The sequence below is a fragment of the Mesorhizobium sp. CO1-1-7 genome, assembly GCF_020164885.1.
GTDB classification, from domain to species: Bacteria; Pseudomonadota; Alphaproteobacteria; order Rhizobiales; family Rhizobiaceae; genus Mesorhizobium; species Mesorhizobium australicum.
The window spans coordinates 324,702-344,251 of record NZ_JAIUHA010000001.1 but is presented as its reverse complement, the minus strand read 5'-3'; the positions used below and the strand labels follow the sequence as shown (position 1 = coordinate 344,251).

Here is a 19,550-nt window from a genome sequence, read left to right as displayed (position 1 = left end):
GCGTGGCCATTGCGTGGCCATCTTCCCTCCAGCAGAAATATTCTGTTAACCCTAACGGAGGGTTAAGACGCGCCGACTCGCAAACTCGGCAGGAGAAACATCTGATGTCCGTTGAACTGGTCGAGAGCAAGCCGAAGAACCCGCTGCCAATCCATCTGGTCGCCAGGGACAGACTGGAGGCAGCCGGTCTGTCGCCGTCTATTGTCGCATGGGCCAAGGCAAACGGCTTTTCCGGCGAGGCTGGCAGGACGCTGGTCCTGCCAGGCGAGAACGGAGCGCTTGGCGGCGCCATGTTCGGCCTCGGTGAGGGCGAGGGCGCGCTTGCCGTCGGTGCGCTGGCGAAAACCTTGCCGGAGGGCGATTGGCATTTTGCCTCCATGCCCGCGGAGCCGGAATTGGCGGCTCTTGCAATCGTGCTCGGCGGTTATGTCTTTGCCCGCTACGGCAAGAAACCGGGCAAGGCGCTGCGCTTCGAGCTGCCGGCCGGCGTCGATGCGCAGCGCGTTCGCCGCGTCGTCGATGGTGTTTTCCTGACGCGCGACCTGGTCAACACACCGACCAACGATATGGGGCCGGACGATCTGGAGAAGGCGGTGCGGATCCTGGCTGGGGCTCACAAGGCCGAAGTCTCGGTCATCAAGGGCGACGACCTGCTCGCACAGAACTTCCCGATGATCCATGCCGTCGGCCGCGCTTCGTCCGATGCCCCGCGTCTGATCGACCTGACATGGGGGCGGCAGGGCGCGCCGAAGGTGACGCTGGTCGGCAAGGGCGTCTGCTTCGACACGGGCGGCCTCGACATCAAGCCGTCATCGGGCATGCTGTTGATGAAGAAGGACATGGGTGGCGCCGCCAATGTGCTGGGCCTGGCCTCGATGATCATGGCCGCCGGGCTCAAGGTGCGGCTGCGCGTGCTGATCCCCGCGGTCGAGAATTCGATCGCCGGCAACGCTTTCCGCCCGGGCGACGTGCTGGCGAGCCGCAAGGGCATCACGGTCGAGATCGGCAACACGGACGCCGAGGGTAGGCTGGTGCTGGGCGACGCGCTGGCGCTGGCCGACGACGAGGAGCCGCAGCTTCTCATCGACATGGCGACGCTGACCGGCGCCGCCCGCGTCGCGCTTGGCCCCGACCTGCCGCCCTTCTACACCGATGACGAGGCGCTTGCCTCGGAGCTGGCGGCGGCGGCGCTGGCGGTCGAGGATCCGCTGTGGCGCATGCCGCTATGGCGGCCTTACGACGCGAAACTGTCGTCGAAGATAGCCGACATCAACAACGTCACATCAGATGGTTTCGCCGGTTCGATCACCGCGGCGCTGTTCCTCAGGCGCTTCGTCGAGAAGACGGCAATCTGGGCGCATTTCGACATCTTCGCCTGGAACCCCACCGATCGCCCCCACGGCCCCGCTGGTGGTGAAGCGCAAGGCATCCGGGCGCTGGAGCGGGTCATTTCGACACGCTTTGGCTGAAGGGACGGCCCGCAAGCAGAGCCGGCAAATTGCTGGAAACTGAAACGGAACCGAAACAATTTGCCGTCATGCTGGCGCGATGTCGATTGCGATGCGCCCGAGCCAGGCCCTGCGACTGTGGCAGCAAGTGATGCTGTCGCAGGTGCGCGAGGACGCGCCTGATCTCACCATGCGCCAGACGGCGATCCTGTTCACCATCTACCTCGATCCGCCGCCGCACACCGTGCGCGGGCTCGCCGCCCGCCTCAACGTCACCAAGCCGGTTATCACGCGCGCGCTCGACACGATGGGCGCGCTGAAACTGGTGTCGCGCCATCGCGACGAGCTCGACAAGCGCAACGTCCTGATCAAGCGCACCGTCGAAGGCGCGCTCTTTGTCGAGCGTTTCGGAGATGGTATCATCGCCAAGGCCCACGAACTGCCGATCTGACAAGTGCTCTGTCTAACTAACTGGATTGCCGATTTGACCGCCCACGACGCCCGCCTGCACGCTTTCCGCTCCGACCTTGCCGATTCGCGCCTGATAGGCGAGGTCACGGCGGAGCGTTTCGTCGCCGGCCGGCCGGCGCGGATTTCCGCATCCGTTGCCGAAGTGCGCAAGGCGCCACGCCCGGATGCCGGCACCAACACGCAGTTCCTGTTCGGCGACGATGTCCTCGTCTTCGAGCAAACTGAAGGCTGGGCCTGGGTCCAGGGCGAACGCGATGGCTATGTCGGCTATGTCGCCGATGCCATGCTGGGCGGGCGCGACCATGCGTCCACTCATATCGTTTCGGTGCCACGCACGTTTCTCTATCCCGGTCCGGACCTGCGCTTTCCGATTGCCGGGCAATTGTCCATGGGATCGACCGTAGCCGTTACGGGTGCCGCTGAAACACGGGGCACGCACTATGCGCTGCTGCCCTCCGGTAAAGCCGTGATCGCTGGCCATCTGCAGCCAATCGGCGAAGTGGCCGGCGACTATGTGTCTGTGGCCGAGACATTTCTCGGCACGCCCTATCTATGGGGCGGTGTTTCCGGCTTCGGCATCGACTGCTCCGGCCTGGTGCAACTGGCGATGCGCATGGCGGGCAGGAATGTGCTGCGCGATTCCGACATGCAGGCCGCCTCGATCGGCGAGCCCCTCGATGCGGGCCCTGATTTTTCGGGGCTGCGACGTGGTGACCTGGTGTTCTGGAAAGGGCATGTCGCCATCATGACCGACGCCGAAACCATGATCCACGCCAACGGCCACACCATGCTTGTGTCGCGCGAAGGGCTGAAGGAAGCAATCGCCCGCATCGGCTATCTCTATGGCGGGCCTACAGGGTTCCGGCGCCCGTAACGCTTTTTCGATCCCCTTTTGTTCCGAATCTGCTTGGCGATTGACTGTCGCCGCGCTACCTCTGGCGCGTGACAGTTGAGCCCCGCCTCGCCGACCAGAATGCCGCAGTCGTCTTGCCCGAGCCATTCCTAAAATGGTTCGGCGAGAAAGGCTGGTCGCCGCGCGCTCATCAGATCGAGCTCCTGGCGAAGGCCCAGGCGGGGCAATCGGTGCTGCTGATCGCACCGACCGGCGCTGGCAAGACGCTGGCCGGCTTCCTGCCGTCGCTGACCGAACTGGCCGTCAGGCCAAGGCGAAAACCAGGCCAGGCGCGGCGCGGGATTCACACGCTGTACATCTCGCCGCTTAAGGCACTGGCCGTCGACATCGAGCGCAATCTCGGGAAGCCGGTCGAGGAGATCGGCCTGCCCGTCACCATCGAAACGCGCACCGGCGACACCCCCGCCCACAAGCGCCAGCGCCAGAAGCTGGTGCCGCCGGACATTCTTTTGACGACGCCCGAGCAGCTTGCGCTGCTGATCGCGGCTTCCGACGCCAGGCGTTTCTTCGAGGATCTGCGCTATGTCGTGCTCGACGAATTGCATTCGCTGGTGACGTCGAAACGCGGCCATCTTTTGGCGCTCGGCCTCGCGCGGTTGCGCAGCTTTGTCCCAAGCCTGCAGACGATCGGCCTGTCGGCGACGGTGGCCGAGCCGGACGAATTGCGGCGCTGGCTGGTCAGCCAGAACCCACCGGGTGACATGGCGGAATTGATCACTGTGACGGGTGGTGCCAAGCCCGAAATCTCGATCCTCGATTCCGAGGAGCGCGTGCCGTGGGCAGGGCACTCGGCGCGCTACGCCACGCCGGAAATCTACCGCGAGATCAAGCGCCACAAGACGACCTTGCTTTTCGTCAACACACGCAGCCAGGCGGAGCTGCTGTTCCAGGAGTTGTGGCGCGTCAACGAGGACACCTTGCCGATCGCCTTGCATCATGGCTCGCTCGACGTCGCCCAGCGCCGGCGCGTCGAGAAGGCAATGGGCGAGAACGCGCTACGCGCCATCGTCGCCACGTCGACGCTCGATCTCGGCATCGACTGGGGCGATGTCGATCTGGTCGTGCATGTCGGTGCTCCGAAGGGCGCCAGCCGGTTGGCACAGCGCATCGGCCGTGCCAATCACCGCATGGATGAGCCGTCCAAGGCGATTTTGATCCCCGCCAACCGTTTCGAGGTGCTGGAGTGCCGGGCCGCACTCGACGCCAATTATCTCGGCGCGCAGGATACGCCGCCACTGGTCAATGGCGGGCTCGACGTGCTGGCCCAGCATGTGCTCGGCTGCGCCTGCGGCGCACCGTTCCGCGCCGATGACCTATACGAGGAGGTACGAACGGCGGCACCCTATGCCGGCCTCGATCGGCCGACCTTCGACCGTGTCGTCGGTTTCGTAGCCACCGGTGGCTATGCACTGAAGAACTATGAGCGCTATGCCCGCATCCGCCTTAACAAGGACGGGCTGTGGCGCGTCTCCAATCTGCGCGTCGCCCAGCAATACAGGCTCAATGTCGGCACCATCATCGAGGTGCCCGCCCTCAACGTGCGTTACGTCAAGGCCGGCAGCAAAGGCGCGGCGTCGCACGGTGGCCGCGTGCTCGGCAAGATCGAGGAGGCCTTCCTCGAAACGTTGACGCATGGCGATACTTTCATGTTCGCCGGCAAGGTGCTGCGTTTCGAGGGCATCCGCGAGAATGAGTGCTTCGTGTCGAACGCGCCCGGCAGCGACGCCAAGGTGCCATATTATGGCGGCGGCAAGTTCCCGCTCTCGACCTACCTCGCAGAGCAGGTCCGCATCATGCTGGACGATCCGCAGCGCTGGAAGAAGCTGCCGGAGCAGGTGGCCGACTGGCTGCGGTTCCAGTCGGACAAATCCATGCTGCCCAAGCGCGACGATCTGCTGATCGAGACCTTTCCGCGTGGCAATCGCCATTATCTGGTCGCCTATCCCTTTGAGGGCAGGCTGGCGCACCAGACGCTTGGCATGTTGCTCACCCGTCGCCTAGACAGGGCGGGCGTCAGGCCGCTCGGCTTTGTCGCCACTGATTATGCCTTGGCCATATGGTCGCTGGGCGACATGGGCGCGATGTTCAAAGCCAGGAAACCTTCACTGAGCGCGCTGTTCGATCAGGACATGCTGGGCGACGATCTCGAAGCCTGGCTGGCCGACAGCTGGCTTCTCAAGCGCACTTTCCGCAATTGCGCGCTGATCTCGGGCCTGATCGAAAAACGCCACCCCGGCCAGGAGAAGAGCGGCCGGCAGGTCACCGTGTCGACCGACCTGATTTACGATGTGCTGCGCAGCCATGAGCCGGACCACATCCTGCTTCAGGCGACGCGTGCCGATGCGGCGACCGGCCTGCTCGATGTCAGCAGACTTGCGGACATGCTCTCGCGCATCCAGGGTCGAATCATGCATAAGGCGCTCGAACAGATATCGCCGCTTGCCGTGCCGATCATGCTCGAGATCGGCAAGATGCCGGTGAACGGCGAGGCCGATGAAACTCTGCTTATGGATGCGGCGACACTGGTCGAAGAGGCGATGGGGCCCGGGATGGTCGATGAATGAATTTTTCGCTGGCGCGCGCATCGCTGATCGCCGAGGCCGATCTCGTCGGCATCGCGGACGAGCGCGCGGTCTGCGATCCGCGCGGCGTGCTGTATTTCCCCGAGCTCAAGCTGCTGACAGTTTCGGACTTGCATCTGGAGAAGGGGTCGTCCCTGGCACGGCGCGGCACGCTCATCCCGCCCTACGATACTGGCGCGACCCTGCTCAGGCTGCAGGCGGTCATATCGGACTACCAGCCGTCGATCGTCATCAGCCTGGGGGACTCCTTCCACGACGGCGGCGGCGCCGCGCGCATGCATTCGAGCTTTCGCGAACGGCTGGAAGCGCAGATGGCAGGCCGTGACTGGTTCTGGGTCGCCGGCAATCACGACCCGGAAGCGCCGGCGGATCTGCCTGGCGAGACCGTGCGGGAACTGGCCATAGGCTCGCTGCTGTTCAGGCATGAGCCATCGAAGGTGAGGGTCGAGGGCGAAATATCTGGTCATCTGCACCCCTGCGCGCGCATCGTGCAACAAGGCCGCTCGGTGCGCAGGCGCTGCTTTGCCGGCGATGGCGGCCGCATGATCATGCCGGCTTTCGGCGCCTATACCGGTTCGCTCAACGTGCTCGACCGCGCCTATGCCGGGCTGTTTCGCCTGGAGTCGCTGATGGCCTACATGCTCGGCACCGAGCGCATCTTCGCCATCTCGCACTCGATGCTGCGGCCAGGCTGAGATCTATCGCCCATAATAGAGCATGACCGTGTGCTTCGCTTCGGCGAAGAACAGCCAGCGTTCGACCAGCATGCCGGCAAACTGGGCGATCGCGGCCAGCGCCGATAGCGCCGCCGCGAGCGGCCACGGCAAGGCGAAGGCGGCAAGCAGCAACAGGATGGGCAAACCGAAGGCCAGCGCCTGCGTGATCCGGCGCAGCTTTGCGCTGTGCTTGCGCGCGATGCGAAAGCCCATTTCCTTGAGCAGGTAGTTTTCTTCCGTATGCGGCCACTCCAGCGACTGCACCGTGCCACCGGTCAGCCCCGTCGCGGTGTTGGCATTGGTCGGGATTTCAAGCCGGTCGTTGTGGCGCCAGGTCGCCAGCTTCCAGCCCCAGCCAAGCAAAGTGAGCAGCGCGGAAGCCGCCAGAAGCATTTTCGAGCCGAGAGAAAATGCTTGCAGCAGGGCATTCAGAAGCACGCAGCCGCCCATCGCCGAGTAGATGAGATAGCCAGGCAAGGTGTAGGGGCTGTGCCACTGGGCGATGGGTTTCAGCGAGGCATAGATCATGCCGGTCATGCAGACGGTGACGATGGCGCCAATCGCGGCAAGAAGTCCGGCAGCAGCGACCCATCCATCGACCCGGCCAAGAAGGACCCAGCCGATGCCGAACAGTCCCGCCGGGACGAAGGTGGCGACCGAGGCAACGCCTTCGCGCGCCAGCCATGAACTGCGCCATTGCGAGAACGCCCGCCAGGCACGTTCGGGCCTGCCGAGATGGCCGGTCGATGACAACAGGCCGGCGGCGATCAGGCCGAGCGCCAGCCCCATGCCGACGAAGCCCGGCCAGAAATCGGGCGCGACGAAGCCGAGCGGGCCGAGCACGCCGAGCAGCGCGAGCAGCCCATAGCCGGCACCCGTGGCGGTGGTGAAGAAGACGACCGAAAAAGCTGGATTCATGGATGGTCAGCTCGAAAGCATGCGGTCGACCCAGCCAAGGAAACCGCCCTCGGCCCGTAGCGGCTCCAGCGCGGGAGCGGTCACCGATGCGGCGCGTTGCGTGTGAGCGCGCGGCGGCAGGTATTTGTTGGTCGGGCGATAGCCGAGTTCGGGCATCAGGTCGACACCGCCGCGGTCCGCCACCAGTTGCGAAACGGGGGATTGGGGATCGCCGAGGTCGCCGAAATGCCGGGCGCTGGTCGGGCAGGCGGCGACGCAGGCCGGCACGCGGTCCCCCTCGGCCAGGTTGTCGTTATAGATGCGGTCGACGCAGAGCGTGCATTTCTTCATCACCCCGACATCGCCATCGAATTCGCGCGCGCCGTAAGGGCAGGCCCAGCTGCACAATTTGCAGCCGATGCACTTGTCCTCGTCGATCAGCACGATGCCGTCCGACGCGCGCTTGTAGGAGGCGCCGGTCGGGCAGACGGTGACGCAGGCCGGCGTCTCGCAATGCAGGCAGGAGCGCGGGAAGTTGACCGTGCGCCCACCCATCTCGGTGATGTGCTCGTAACTGTGCACGCGGTTGAACCAGACCCCGTCGACATGGCCGCCATAGGGGTCGATGTCGGTCAGCGGCGCCATGTGGCCGCCGGTGTTCCATTCCTTGCAAGCGGTGACGCAGGCCTGGCAGCCGACACAGGTGTCGAGGTCGATGACGAGGCCAAGCTTCTTGCCGCCTGGACTTGGAAGACAGGTCATTCGGTTGCCTCTCTTGCCTGCCGAAACCCGGCGCCGAAAGTGAGCTTGTCGGGCGAGGGTCCGAAATGCGGCGGCTGTTGAAAACGCTCGAATTGCGGTTCGGTGAAGCCGGCCTCCTCCGCCGCGCATTTGACGATGCGCACGCGCAGATCGAACCACGCCGCCTGTCCCGTGACCGGATCGGAATTCGAATAACGCTTGCCCTGCGCGTCGGCCAAGGTCTGGTCTCCGATGATGTGGTTGAGCAGGAAGCCGCGATTGCTTTCGGCGGCATCGTCTTTCAGCCCCCAACTGCCGCGTCGCTTGCCGATCCCGTTCCAGGTCCACACCGTGCTTTCGTTGACCCCTTCGACCAGCTTGATCTGCCCCTTGACCCTGCCGTTGATGCTCTCGACCCACACCCAGTCGTCGTCGCCAAGGCCGAGCCCGGCGGCGGTTTGCTGATGCACGAACAGCCGGTTCTGGCTGGTGATCTGCCGCAACCACGCATTTTGCGAACCCCAGGAATGGTACATGTGCATGGGCCGCTGCGTCAGCGCGTGCAGCGGGTATTCTTCCTGGTCGACGGACGCTTCCTCGAACGGCATGTACCAGAACGGCAGCGGGTCCATGTAGGTCTCGACGCGCTTGCGTTCGCTTTCGGGCGGCACCACCCGGCCATGGCCACGCGCGGCCAGCCGAAAACGCTGCATCGGTTCGGAATAGAGCTGGAAGACGATCGGCTCGGCCTTGGGGATGAAGCCCAGTTGCACCGCGAAGTCGAGATAGGAGCGGTTGGCCATCTTGTAGTAGCGCTGGTCCTCGGTGAAATCGTGGTGCCAGAACCCGCCATTGTCGATGTAGCGTTGCAACTGGTTGGGATTGACGTCGCCCTTGCCGATCGAGTTTTCGTCCTTGCCGCGCCAGCCTGCGAGCGGGCCGATGCCGGGCGTGCGTTCATGATTGACGATATAGTCGGCATAGTCGCGGTACTTCGGCGAGCTTTCGTCATCGACGAAGCCGGGCAGGCCAAGCCGCGCGCCGAGGTCGATCAGCACCGACTGGAAGGGCCTGACGTCGCGGTCGGGCTCGACGACCGGATGGCGAATGGCGTCGCCCGGCCCGTCGGCATGGCTGATCGGCCGGTCGAGCAGGCTGATGCAGTCATGACGCTCTAGATAGGTGGTGTCGGGCAGGACCAGGTCCGCGAACGGCACGGTCTCGGAGTAGTAGGCATCGGAATAGATGATGAAGGGGATCTTGTAGTTGCCCGCTTCGTCATGGTCGGTGAGCATGGCCATGGTCTCGACGGTGTTCATCGAGGAATTCCAGGCCATGTTCGACATGTACATCATCAGCGTGTCGATCGGGTAGGGATCGCCGGCCCAGGCGTTGCGGATGACTGTGTGCATCAGCCCATGCGCCGCAAGCGGCGAATCCCAGGAATAGGCCTTGTCGATGCGCAGCGGCGTGCCCGCTTCGTCGACCAGCAGATCGTCGGGTCCACAGACGAAACCGAGCGGCATGCCGTCGAGCGGCGTCATCGGCCTGACATCCTTGCCGCAGGGCTTCGGGCCGGGCGGCGCCGACCTGGGATAGGGCGGCTTGAAGCGGAAGCCGCCCGGCACGTCCACCGTGCCCAGCAGAACCTGCAGCAGGTGGATGGCGCGACAGGTGTGAAAGCCGTTGGAATGGGCCGAGATGCCGCGCATCGCATGCATCGAAACCGGCCGTCCCGTGATCGTCTCGTGCCGCCGTCCGGCCCAGTCGGTCCATGCGACCGGCAGTTCGATCGCCTGCTCGAAGGCGACATGGGCCAGTTCGGCGGCGATCCGGCGGATCGTTCCGGCGGAGATGCCGCAACGCTCCGCGACCGCATCGGGAGAATAGCTGACGTCCATGTAGCGGTCTGCAATCAGCTGGAACACGGGAAGGCACCTGCGCCCGTCGACCGTGACGCTGCCGGTCAGTGCCGGTTTGGTGTCGGCATCGGTGGCGTTCACCGGGCGCTTCGCCACTCTGTCCCATGCCAGCGGATTGCCGTCGCTGTCGCGCATGAACAGCCCGTCATCGGCCGCGCCCGGCTCCTGGATAACCAGGACATGCGCGTTGGTGTAGCGGAGCAGATAATCGAGATCGACGCGGCCGGCTTTCAAGAGTTCGTGGATCAGCGCGAACACGAACAGGCCGTCGGTGCCGGGCCGGATGCCGATCCAGTCGTCGGCGATCGCATTGTAGCCGGTCCGGCATGGATTGATCGACACCACCTTGGCGCCGCGCGCCTTGAGCTTGCCCAGTCCGATCTTGATCGGATTGGAATCATGGTCCTCGGCAACGCCGAACAGCATGAAGTATTTCGTGTTGTCCCAATCGGGCTCGCCGAACTCCCAGAACGAGCCGCCGATCGTGTAGAGCCCGCCCGCCGCCATGTTCACCGAACAGAAGCCGCCATGGGCGGCGAAGTTCGGCGTGCCGAACTGGCTCGCCCACCAGCCCGTCAAGGACTGCGACTGGTCGCGCCCGGTAAAGAAGGCGAGTTTTTTAGGATCGGTCCGGCGGATATTCGACAGCCGCTCGGTGGCGATCGAGAAGGCCTCCTCCCACTCGATCTCGCGGAACTCACCCGAGCCGCGCGGCCCGGTGCGCAGCAATGGCTTCTTCAGCCTGGCCGGGCTGTAGTGCTGCATGATGCCGGAGCTGCCCTTGCCGCAGATCACGCCGCGATTGACCGGATGATCCTTGTTGCCGTTGATGTAGCGGACCTTGCCGTCCTTGATGTGCACGTCGATGCCGCAGCGGCAGGCGCACATGTAGCAGGTCGTCTTGGCGATGCTGTCGGAAACATCAGGCGAGGTGTCGACACCGTCGCCTTCATCGGGCGCCCGCGTGTCGGCAAGCGGGCGTTGCGAGGGGGCTGAATTGGCGCCGCGCGGCGGTCCTTGCATCATGATCCCGTGGTGCTCGCGCGGCCAGGGGATTTGGCCCGCGTCTTCGGCCCGGGGCCGCGCATATAATGTTCTTCGGGATGGTAGCGATCACCGGCCAGCCGTCGCCTTATACCGCGGCTCCAATGCGCAAGCAGGGACCTGAACCGCCCGATCATTTTGCTCTTTGCGACCTGCAGGCTAATTTTTTCTAACTTCCGACGAAAAAGTAGAATAAAGCTATCGATCCGTCTAATCAGTTGTTCTTGTAAATTCGATCGATATTGGTTCTTAATACAGGCATGACCCTGGATCAGTTGCGCATTTTCGTCGCCGTCGCAGAGCGCGGCCACATGACCAAGGCGGCGGAGCTCCTGGGCATTTCCCAGTCGGCCGCGTCGGCGGCCATTCGCGCTCTGGAAGAGCAGCATGGTGTCCATCTGTTCAACCGCGTCGGCCGCAACATCGAGCTGGCTCAGACCGGCCATCGGTTCCTGCCGGAGGCCAAGGCCGTGCTGGAGCGGGCCGCCGCCGCGCGCAATGTCCTGGAACATGTTTCGCAGACGGTCGCCGGCAGCCTCTCCATCGCCGCCAGCCTGACCATCGCCAGCTACTGGCTGCCGCGCCGGCTGGCCTCTTTCCACGAGGCCTATCCGGCCGTCAGGCTGAGCGTCACCATCGGCAACACAAGGCAGGTCGAGGCCAGCGTGCTGGATGGAACCGCCGATCTCGGCCTGGTCGAAGGGCGCACCGAGTCCGACTTATTGCGCCGCGTCAAGGTCGATACCGACCGGTTGATGCTGGTCGTTGCCAGCTCCCATCCAGAGATCGCCGAAACCGCGCCGGGCCGCCCTGACATCACCGGCCTGCGCTGGATAATCCGCGAGGGCGGCTCCGGCACGCGCGAGGTGCTGGAGGACCTGGCGCGCCGCGAGGGGATTTCGCTTGCCGACCTCAGGATATTCCTGGTGCTGCCCAGCAACGAGGCGGTTCGCCAGGCTGTCGAGGCGGGAGCCGGCGCGACCATCATTTCAGAGCTGGTCGTCGGGCGCGCGGTCGCCGAAGGGAGCCTGAGAGCCGTGCCGATCGAATTGCCGAAGCGCGACTTCGCCATGATCACCCATCGCGACCGTCAGGCAAGCCTGGCCCAGATGGCGCTGAAGGCGCATCTGGCCGCGGAGGCGAACGGGTCTACGTTGGGGTAGGTTCAGCCGAACTTCCGCTGCGCATCGAGCGCCAGGCCGAGCCCGACCGATCCGAACATATCGCCTTCTATGACGGAAGCCCGCGGCACCAGCGACAGGATTTCCCGCCTTGCCAGCGGGATCGCCGTCGATCCGCCGGTCAGGAACACCGCGGTGATGTCGGAGGGCTTGACCCCGGCGTCGCGGATGGTCTGTGCCACCGTTTCGGTAACCCGCTCGATGTCCCGAGCGATCGTCGCCTCCAGCCCGTCGCGTGTGATCCCGGCGGCGAACGCCGCGCCCGGCAGCGTCACCGCCACGTCCGCCGATGACATGTCGGTCAGCTCTATCTTGGCCTTCTCGACCAGCGCCGCCAGCGCGTGCCCGTAGCGGTGCTCGACGATATGGATGAAGCGGTCGACCAGGTCGGCGCGCGCGGCCTCGTAGCGGATCTGGCGCAGATGCGTCATCGCCTTGGCGGTGTAGACCAGATTGATGCGCTGCCATGTGGCGAGATCGATGAAGTAGCTGGCCGGCAGATTGCGCTTGCCGTCCTTGGTCGCGGAGAGGTAGCCGAGCTGCGGCATGACATGGGCGATGCTCAGCAGACGGTCGAAATCAGTGCCGCCGATATGGATGCCGCGGCTGGCCAGGATGTCGTCCTTGCGATCGGTCGATCGCGCGCGCTCCGGCGAGACCCGCACGATGGAGAAGTCGGACGTGCCACCGCCCATGTCGATGATCAGCGCCAGTTCCTCGCGTGTCACTTTCTGCTCGTAATCGAGCGCCGCCGCGATCGGTTCGAACTGGAAAGCGATGTGCTTGAAGCCTTGGGCACGGGCAGCCTTCTCGAGTTCGCCTTGCGCCTCCGCGTCGGCTTGCGCGTCGTCATCGACGAACTGCACCGGGCGGCCGAGCACCACGCTCTCCACCACGCCGCCGCCGTCCTCTTCCAGCCGCGTCCTCAGATGACCGATGAACAGGCCGATAATGTCGATGAAGCCGATCTGGCGTGCCTTGATCCGCGTCTTCTCGTGGGCGAGCGAACTGCCGAGCACGCTCTTCAACGAGCGCATCAGGCGGCCTTCGATGCTGTCGGTATAGTCGCCGATCGCGCGGCGGCCGAAATAAGTATGGCCGTCCTCGAAATTGAAGAACACGGCACTTGGCAAAGTGGGCTGCCCGCCCTCCAGCGGGACCAGCCGCGCCTTGCCGTTGCGGATGACGCCCACCGTGGAATTGGACGTGCCGAAGTCGATGCCGCCGAATGCCTGATGCATCGCAGCCTCCTGTCATTGTTTCATGGCGGCAAAACAGCGGCGACGCGTCGCCGCTGTCATCGGGATGCCGGACCGCTCCTGGCGAACGGTATGTGCTTGTTTGCCCCTGGGTTGGGAGGCGGCGGTTTATCGCATGGCGGCGAAAAGGGGAACCCTCTTTTCCCGCGGCATCAATCCTTGCGGAACACCAGCCGGCCGAGCCAGCCCGTCACCATGGCCAGCGATACGGCGAACACGCCGTAGAGGAACGAATAGTCGTGGGCAACGCGGAAGATCGATTGTTCGAAGCCCGATTTGCGGATTTCGAGCTGCGCCGAACTCTCCTTGACGAATAGGCCGCTCTTGAACAGGAATGCGCGTGCTTTGTGCGTGCCGACCGAGACATCAGGCGCCAGCCTGACGGTAGCGCGAAACAGGTTCTGCGACAGGAATTGCACGCCCCCGACATTCTCGCTGTAGAGGCCGGCGGCGGCCTTGCGTTCGCGCAACGCGGCCGTGAATTCCTCGATCGTCGCCGGGCTGTCACCGGCTTCGGCGGGCTGCATATAGAGGTTGGAGGCGCCGAGCGACAGCTGCTTGTAGCTGTTGGGTTCGGTGATGTCCTGCAGCGGCCGCGTCGTCGCGACCGAATAGGACACCGGCACGTTCTCGAAGGTCTCGGAATCCAAATTGACCCAGACGCCCAGCACCCGGTCCTTGCGGCGCACGACCACCGGTTTCGGCGGCCCTTCGAGCACGACGATGACGTCGTAACGGCCCTGGCGTGCGACCAGCGGGTCGGGATTTTCCAGCGAACCGAAGATGGTCAGGTCGGCGCCGGAAAAACCGGCGGTGATCGACACCGCGTCGGTGGAAAGGCCGATCTGGATGCCTTCCGTCAGCGGCGTCTGCGCCTTCGCCGGCGCGGCGGCGATCAGGGACAGGAGAGCGACGGCTGCGAGCGCTTTCAGGCCATTCATCAGTTGAGGCCCAGGCCGGACAGCGAATAAAGGTTTGGCGGCGTGACGAACAGATCGGTGGCAAGCCGGATCGCCACCGCCAGCACCAGCAGCGCCAGGAGCGCCCTCAATTGCTCGCCGCGCAGCCGCTGGCCGGCCTTGGCGCCATATTGCGCCCCAGCCACGCCGCCGGCCATTAACAGGAATGCCAGCATCACATCGACGGTCTGGTTTGTGGTGGCGTGAACCAGCGTCGTATAGGCGGAGGTGAAGATGATCTGGAACAGCGAGGTGCCGATGACGACATTGGTCGGCACTTTCAAGAGATAGATCAGCGCCGGCACCATGATGAAGCCGCCGCCGACACCCATGATCGACGACAGGAAGCCGATGCCGGCACCAAGCCCGAGCACCGGAATGACGCTGACGAACAGTTTCGACGCGCGGAAGCGCATCTTCAGCGGCAGGCGGTGGATCCAGTTGTGCTGGCCGGATTTCTTCAGCACCGGTGCCGCGCCGCTGCGCGTGGCGCGCAGGGCGTTGATGCTCTCGACCAGCATCAGCCCGCCGACGGTGCCGAGCAGCACGACGTAGAGCAGCGAGATGAACAGGTCGAGCTGGCCGAGCCTGCGCAGGAAGCCGAACACATAGATGCCGCCGGTTGAGCCGACGACGCCGCCGGCCAGAAGCACGCTGCCGAGCTTGAAGTCGAGCGTCCCTCGCTTCATGTGCGACAACACGCCGGAGACGGAAGAAGCAATAACCTGGTTGGCGCCGGTGGCGACCGCGATCGCCGGCGGGATGTTGTAGAAGATCAAGAGCGGCGTGATCAGGAAGCCGCCGCCCACCCCGAACATGCCCGACAGGAAGCCCACCGCGGCGCCCATGGCCAGCAGCACGAAGACGTTGACGGAAATTTCCGCGATCGGGAGATAGATGCCCACCCGTCTGTCTCGATCAGTTTGCCTGTCGGCGAATAAAGCCGCTGCGGGCACTATCGCATCGAAAAGCCAATTTTCTCTTGCGCCGACGCGGCAGCGGGACCAAACCCCGTCACCGCGCCGAAACAAAAAACAACTCAATCAGTTAACAGGCAAATGTAAGGCAAGGGCGTCGTGGAAACGACGCTTCTGCCGTTATTTGCGCGCCAGCAATGCCTTGACCAGCTTCTCGTCGACCGCGCCCGTCGCTGGCAGCTTGTTGTCGGTCTGGAAAGCGATGATCGCGTTCTTGGTCTTCCCGCCCATCACGCCGTCGGCGCCCCCGGCGTCATAGCCGTTCTTGTTGAGGATGAGCTGGATGTTCTTGACCGCCTTCTTCATGTCGATGCCGGCCGTCGTCTGCGGCGTGCCTTCCTGCCAGGATTCGGGAATGTCCACCGAATTGGCCGCCGCGTTGAGCGGCTTGGCCTTCCACAATTCGGTCGCCGCGCGCGCGCGCTCGAGCTGCTCGGGCCGCAGCGCGTTGGCGATCTCGTCGCGCTTGGCCGCGGCATCCTTGTCGCCGGTCTTGGCGACGAGCGCGAACCATTTGTAGGATTCCTCCAGGTTCTGCTTCATGCCGACGCCCTTGGCGGCGAGGATGCCAAGATTGAACTGGCTGTCCTTGACGCCGAGGTCGGCGGCCGCCTGGAACCAATGCGCGGCCGATTCATTGTCGGTTGCGCCGTCGGCGGCCATGGCGAACAGCACCGCCAGATTGTGCATGGCGCTGGCGTTGCCCTGCGCGGCGGCGAGCTGGTACCAGGTCTTCGACTTCTTGATGTCGCGCGCGACGCCGATGCCCTTCTCGTAGAAATTGCCGATGCGGTATTCAGCCGGCGCGAAGCCGAGTTCCGCCGATTTCTCGTACCATTTGGCGGCAGCCGGCATGTCTTCCTTGACGCCGCGCGTCTCGGCGTAGCGCGAGCCGACCTCGAACAGCGCCTTGGCGTCGCCACCGGCGGCGGCGTCACGCAAGGCGACCGGGCCGGCATCGGCCGGAATGTCGAACTTGATCGCGGCTGTCGCCGCCGGCTTGTCCATGGGCGCAACGGCGCCAGTCGTGTCGTTGGTCGTCGCCTCGGTCGCCACTGGCGCGGCAGGGGCCGCTTGGAGATCGGCATCCGTCGCCTGCGTAGCGCCGGCGGCTGGTGCCGGATCCGTCATGGCCGGGGCAGCGGTCATCGGAGTAACCGGCGCGGCCGAAGCCATCGCGTCGGGGGCGCTCGGGCCGGAAGCCATGGCCGACGTGACCGGCGAAGTGGGCTCGGCCGTGGGCGCTGTGTCCGGCATCGCGTCAGACGGCATGGCCACGACGGTCCGCGCCGCCATATCGTCCTTGCTGGCCGGCGCGGATTGTTCGGCCTTCCTGGCCGGACGGGCCGGCGCACTGTTCATCGCCGTCGGCTGAACTTCGGTCTTCGGCTGGCTGGCGGCATCGAGAGATGCCGTCTGAACCGGCTGCGGGGCGACGATCGGGGATGCGTCGTTGCTTGCCACCTGGGCGGGATCCGAAAGGAACGCCTTGCCGAGCTGCAGGCCGGCAAGCGCCAGCATGATCGCTGCCGCCGCCATCAGGATCGGCTTGCGCCGCGCCTTGAGCAGGTCGCCTATCCTGAGCGCCTTGACCGGGCCTTTCATCGTCGACTGGCGCTTCAGGGCGTCGGCCTCGGCCGCGGCCGCCTGCGCCGCGCGCCGGGCGGCGGCGATGAAATCCGATTTCGCCGCGTCGCTGTCGCCGAGCTTGGCCGGTTGTCCGCGCTCGTCGCGCACGCGCTTCATGATGGCATTGAGGTCAGGCGCGCCGGAGCCCGGCTCCAGCGGGCGGTTGGCGACCTTCGGGTCGAGCGGCTCGTCGAGATCGACACTCGGGATGTCGGCGCTCGGCGCCGAGCCGGCCAGCGGCGGAACATCCGCCGCTTTCTTGCCCTTGAAGGCCCGCGCCAGTCCGCCGAACATCGACTTGCGGCCTGCCGGCTGGTCCTTTCCGGCGGCGGTGTCGGAACCGAGTGCGGCCATCGCGGCGGCGGCGGCGGCTTCCGCCGGCGAGCGCGTGCCCGGCCGGGGAGACAAGCCCGTTCCAACGTGCAGTGCGGGCTCGCCGGGCTCGGTGCGCACTATGGCCGCGGCACGCGCGTCCAGATCGGCCATGTCGCCAGTCAGCGGCAGCTCGTCCATGGTCATGGATGGTGCGTTCACGGCCATCTTGGGCCGCTGCAAGCCACGCCAGCCACTGGGTTCGATCGAGGCCGCGTCCAGGAGCTCCCTTACCGCCTCGGACGGGTCGCTGGTTTCCAGCGAGCCCAGCCTGTCGACGATCTTGAGCAGTGTGTCGTGAATGGCCTCGAAGGTCCGCGAATTGCGCTCGTCGGAACGCCGCGTCAGCGTCTCCAGGGTCTTCAGATCCTGGGCGAGGCCGGATACCGCGGCCGTATTGGTGCTCGTTCCGGCCAGCGAGCGCACCGCGTTCTCGGCCGCCTCACGTGCCGCGCCGAGGATGGAATCGCGGGTCCCGGCCAGCGTTTTTTCGATTTCGTCGAGGCGTGGGCTGATGTCCTCGAAGTCCGGCAGCGGCGTGCTGGGCTTGGAAAGATGCGCCGACAGGCCGGCGACCTGCGCCTCCAGGCTGCGGATCAGCGCCGGATCGATGCCGGCCACCTGGGCCGCCGAAGCGTCCAGCCGGCTTGAAATATCTTCGAGCCGGCTTTCCAGGCCCCGGATCGCCGCCTCGCCGGCGGGATCGGGAGCGCGTGTCTCCATGCGCTTTGCCAGTGCGGTGAAGCGAGCGTCGATGGCGTCCATGATGCCGGCACTGTCGACCTGCGGCATGCTGCGCTGGTCCAGCCGGTCGGCAACCTCGTCCAGCCGGCGCTCGAGATCGCGAAACAGCATGTTGCCCTGCTCGATGGCGTCGCCCTGGCGCCGCTCCATCATGCCCGACAGCACGTCGAAGCGCTGCTCCAGCCCGTGGAAGATGTAGTCGGCGTCGGGCATGGCCGGCGCCTGATCGATCTTGTCGGCGATCAGCGCGATCTGCTTGGCGAGCCGTTCCATCGCCTGCTCGGGCAGGTTGGCGCGGCCGGCGAGGTCGTCGACCCGGCTCGACAGCGTGTTCAGCCGGTCGATCACGACATTTGCGGGACGGTCCTGCGCCACTTCCTCGATCTGCTGGGCGAGCGAGTCGATCCGCTTCTCGATGCGCTCGAAGGATTCGTGGTCGACTGAATTCGCCTGTGCGGCGACTGTCGAGGCGACGATGGCGCGGGAAATCTCGTCCAGCCGCTCGTCGATCATGGCCAGCGTGCCGCCGCCGCGATTGTCCTGCTGGCTGGCGAAATGGTCGACCGCCCCGGCCAGCGTGCGGACCTTCTCCTCCAGTGAGCGCAGGGACAGCGATTCCGGCAGGTTGTTGACGGCGTTGCTGATCTGCTCCAGCCGGTCGGTCAAGGCGGCAAGGGCGGGGTCGTCGGAGCGTTTGCGCTGGTCGGCGTCGACGCGGTCCTCGAAGGCCGTCCAGCGGCGGTCGAACTCGTCCCAGCGGCGGTCGACCTTCTGCACGCTCTCCTCGCGCGCCAGCGTGTCGAGCGCGGCCTTGACCTGTTCGAGTTCTAGTCGCAGCAGGTTGACGCTCCTGTCGTCGCTCTTCTCCGACAGCGATTTGATGGCGCCGGAGAGCCGCTCGAATTCCACGCCGAGTTCGGCGCTGCCCTTGCCCGATGTCCCGGATTTGGCGTTCGACTGGAAGGCGCGGTCGATGTCCTTGCGCAGCGCGTCGAATTCGCGCTGCAGCCCTGAAGTCACCTGGTGGCGCAGTTCCTCGCGCATGCCGCGCAGTTCGCCGGCGATCTTGCCGACCATGGCGACGCTGTCTTCCTGGCCGCGCACGCGGTCGATGTCACGCGCGATCGCCTGATAATTCTGGTCGAAGGGTGCAGGGGAGGGCGCCGGGTTGTGCGCACGCGGTGCCGGCTGCGGATCCTCGTACCAGCGCTGCTGGGCCGTCGGCTGCGCAGCGGGATAGCGCGGGTCGGAGGCGGGGTAAGGCGGTTCGGCGCCATATTGGCGAGGCGCGGGTCGTGCCGTCGCGTCCTCGCGCGTCTGCCCCAGGCGCTGTTCCAGCGTCTCCAGGGAGCGGTTCAGCTGCTCGAGCGTGGTCTGCGGCTTGCGCTGCCTGCCAGCATTGAGTGTATCGAGGTAGGACCGCTTGCTGTTCATCGGTGCGTCCGTCTTTCAGATTGGCCGGCTTGCGGCCAGCTCCCCAAGTCCCTGCCGGAACGAGGCGACCGCGCTTCGATGCCACGGTGGAAGACAAGCTTCCCGGGTTTCCCCGCGCTCCGAAAAACCGTGAAAATTCGATACAGGATAACCACGGGTAGCCGACACGCGCACATTTCGCCCAACGTGGTAAACAACGCGTTAACCAAGCTTAAGAAGTTGCAAGGAAGTTGGCTGACGTGACTTCCGGTGCGGCATAAA

General features: G+C 65.1%; 13 protein-coding genes. 6 read left to right on the top strand and 7 right to left on the bottom strand.

What is annotated here, in order from left to right:
- The first annotated feature begins 104 nt into the window (after window positions 1-104).
- The 5 genes from LB516_RS01525 (at window position 105) to pdeM (ending at window position 6,109) form a co-directional block, all read left to right on the top strand.
- Window positions 105-1,469, top strand: a complete 1,365-nt coding sequence (locus LB516_RS01525) for a leucyl aminopeptidase family protein (protein WP_224718790.1) — start codon at window positions 105-107, stop codon at window positions 1,467-1,469.
- A 79-nt stretch (window positions 1,470-1,548) separates the two neighbouring features.
- Window positions 1,549-1,899 (top strand): MarR family winged helix-turn-helix transcriptional regulator, encoded by a 351-nt coding sequence (locus tag LB516_RS01520; protein WP_015319324.1) that lies wholly within the window; start codon window positions 1,549-1,551, stop codon window positions 1,897-1,899.
- A gap of 33 nt (window positions 1,900-1,932) precedes the next feature.
- Entirely contained in the window at window positions 1,933-2,793 is an 861-nt protein-coding gene (locus tag LB516_RS01515; RefSeq protein ID WP_224718789.1) for a C40 family peptidase, read from the top strand.
- Between the two features lie 68 nt (window positions 2,794-2,861).
- Window positions 2,862-5,396, top strand: a complete 2,535-nt coding sequence (locus tag LB516_RS01510; protein ID WP_224718788.1) for a ligase-associated DNA damage response DEXH box helicase — start codon at window positions 2,862-2,864, stop codon at window positions 5,394-5,396.
- Window positions 5,393-6,109 (top strand): ligase-associated DNA damage response endonuclease PdeM, encoded by a 717-nt coding sequence (gene pdeM / locus LB516_RS01505; RefSeq protein ID WP_140660666.1) that lies wholly within the window; start codon window positions 5,393-5,395, stop codon window positions 6,107-6,109. Before LB516_RS01510 ends, pdeM begins: the two co-directional genes overlap by 4 nt.
- A gap of 3 nt (window positions 6,110-6,112) precedes the next feature.
- Here pdeM and LB516_RS01500 read toward each other — a convergent pair whose 3' ends face one another.
- Genes LB516_RS01500 through LB516_RS01490 form a run of 3 tightly spaced genes read right to left on the bottom strand, consistent with a single transcriptional unit; the run spans window position 6,113 to window position 10,716 of the window.
- Window positions 6,113-7,048, bottom strand: a complete 936-nt coding sequence (locus tag LB516_RS01500; protein ID WP_224718787.1) for a dimethyl sulfoxide reductase anchor subunit family protein — start codon at window positions 7,046-7,048, stop codon at window positions 6,113-6,115.
- Window positions 7,049-7,054: 6 nt separating this feature from the next.
- Window positions 7,055-7,789, bottom strand: a complete 735-nt coding sequence (locus LB516_RS01495) for a 4Fe-4S dicluster domain-containing protein (protein WP_224718786.1) — start codon at window positions 7,787-7,789, stop codon at window positions 7,055-7,057.
- A complete protein-coding gene (locus LB516_RS01490) occupies window positions 7,786-10,716 on the bottom strand; it encodes a molybdopterin oxidoreductase family protein (RefSeq protein ID WP_224718785.1) in 2,931 nt (976 codons plus the stop codon). Before LB516_RS01490 ends, LB516_RS01495 begins: the two co-directional genes overlap by 4 nt.
- Window positions 10,717-10,994: 278 nt before the next feature.
- On the opposite strand from LB516_RS01490, the gene LB516_RS01485 reads away from it, so the two are divergent.
- Window positions 10,995-11,897, top strand: a complete 903-nt coding sequence (locus LB516_RS01485) for a LysR family transcriptional regulator (protein ID WP_224718784.1) — start codon at window positions 10,995-10,997, stop codon at window positions 11,895-11,897.
- 2 nt (window positions 11,898-11,899) lie between these two features.
- On the opposite strand, the gene LB516_RS01480 is transcribed toward LB516_RS01485, so the two are convergent.
- The 4 genes from LB516_RS01480 to LB516_RS01465 all read right to left on the bottom strand — a co-directional run bounded on the left by LB516_RS01480 (window position 11,900) and on the right by LB516_RS01465 (window position 19,289).
- Window positions 11,900-13,156 (bottom strand): Hsp70 family protein, encoded by a 1,257-nt coding sequence (locus LB516_RS01480; protein ID WP_224718783.1) that lies wholly within the window; start codon window positions 13,154-13,156, stop codon window positions 11,900-11,902.
- 170 nt (window positions 13,157-13,326) lie between these two features.
- Entirely contained in the window at window positions 13,327-14,115 is a 789-nt protein-coding gene (locus LB516_RS01475) for a TIGR02186 family protein (protein ID WP_140614750.1), read from the bottom strand.
- Window positions 14,115-15,038, bottom strand: a complete 924-nt coding sequence (locus LB516_RS01470) for a sulfite exporter TauE/SafE family protein (RefSeq protein ID WP_015319313.1) — start codon at window positions 15,036-15,038, stop codon at window positions 14,115-14,117. Before LB516_RS01470 ends, LB516_RS01475 begins: the two co-directional genes overlap by 1 nt.
- Before the next feature lie 192 nt (window positions 15,039-15,230).
- On the bottom strand, window positions 15,231-19,289 hold the full coding sequence (locus LB516_RS01465) for a peptidoglycan-binding protein (protein WP_224718782.1): 4,059 nt from the start codon (window positions 19,287-19,289) through the stop codon (window positions 15,231-15,233).
- Window positions 19,290-19,550: the final 261 nt, after the last annotated feature.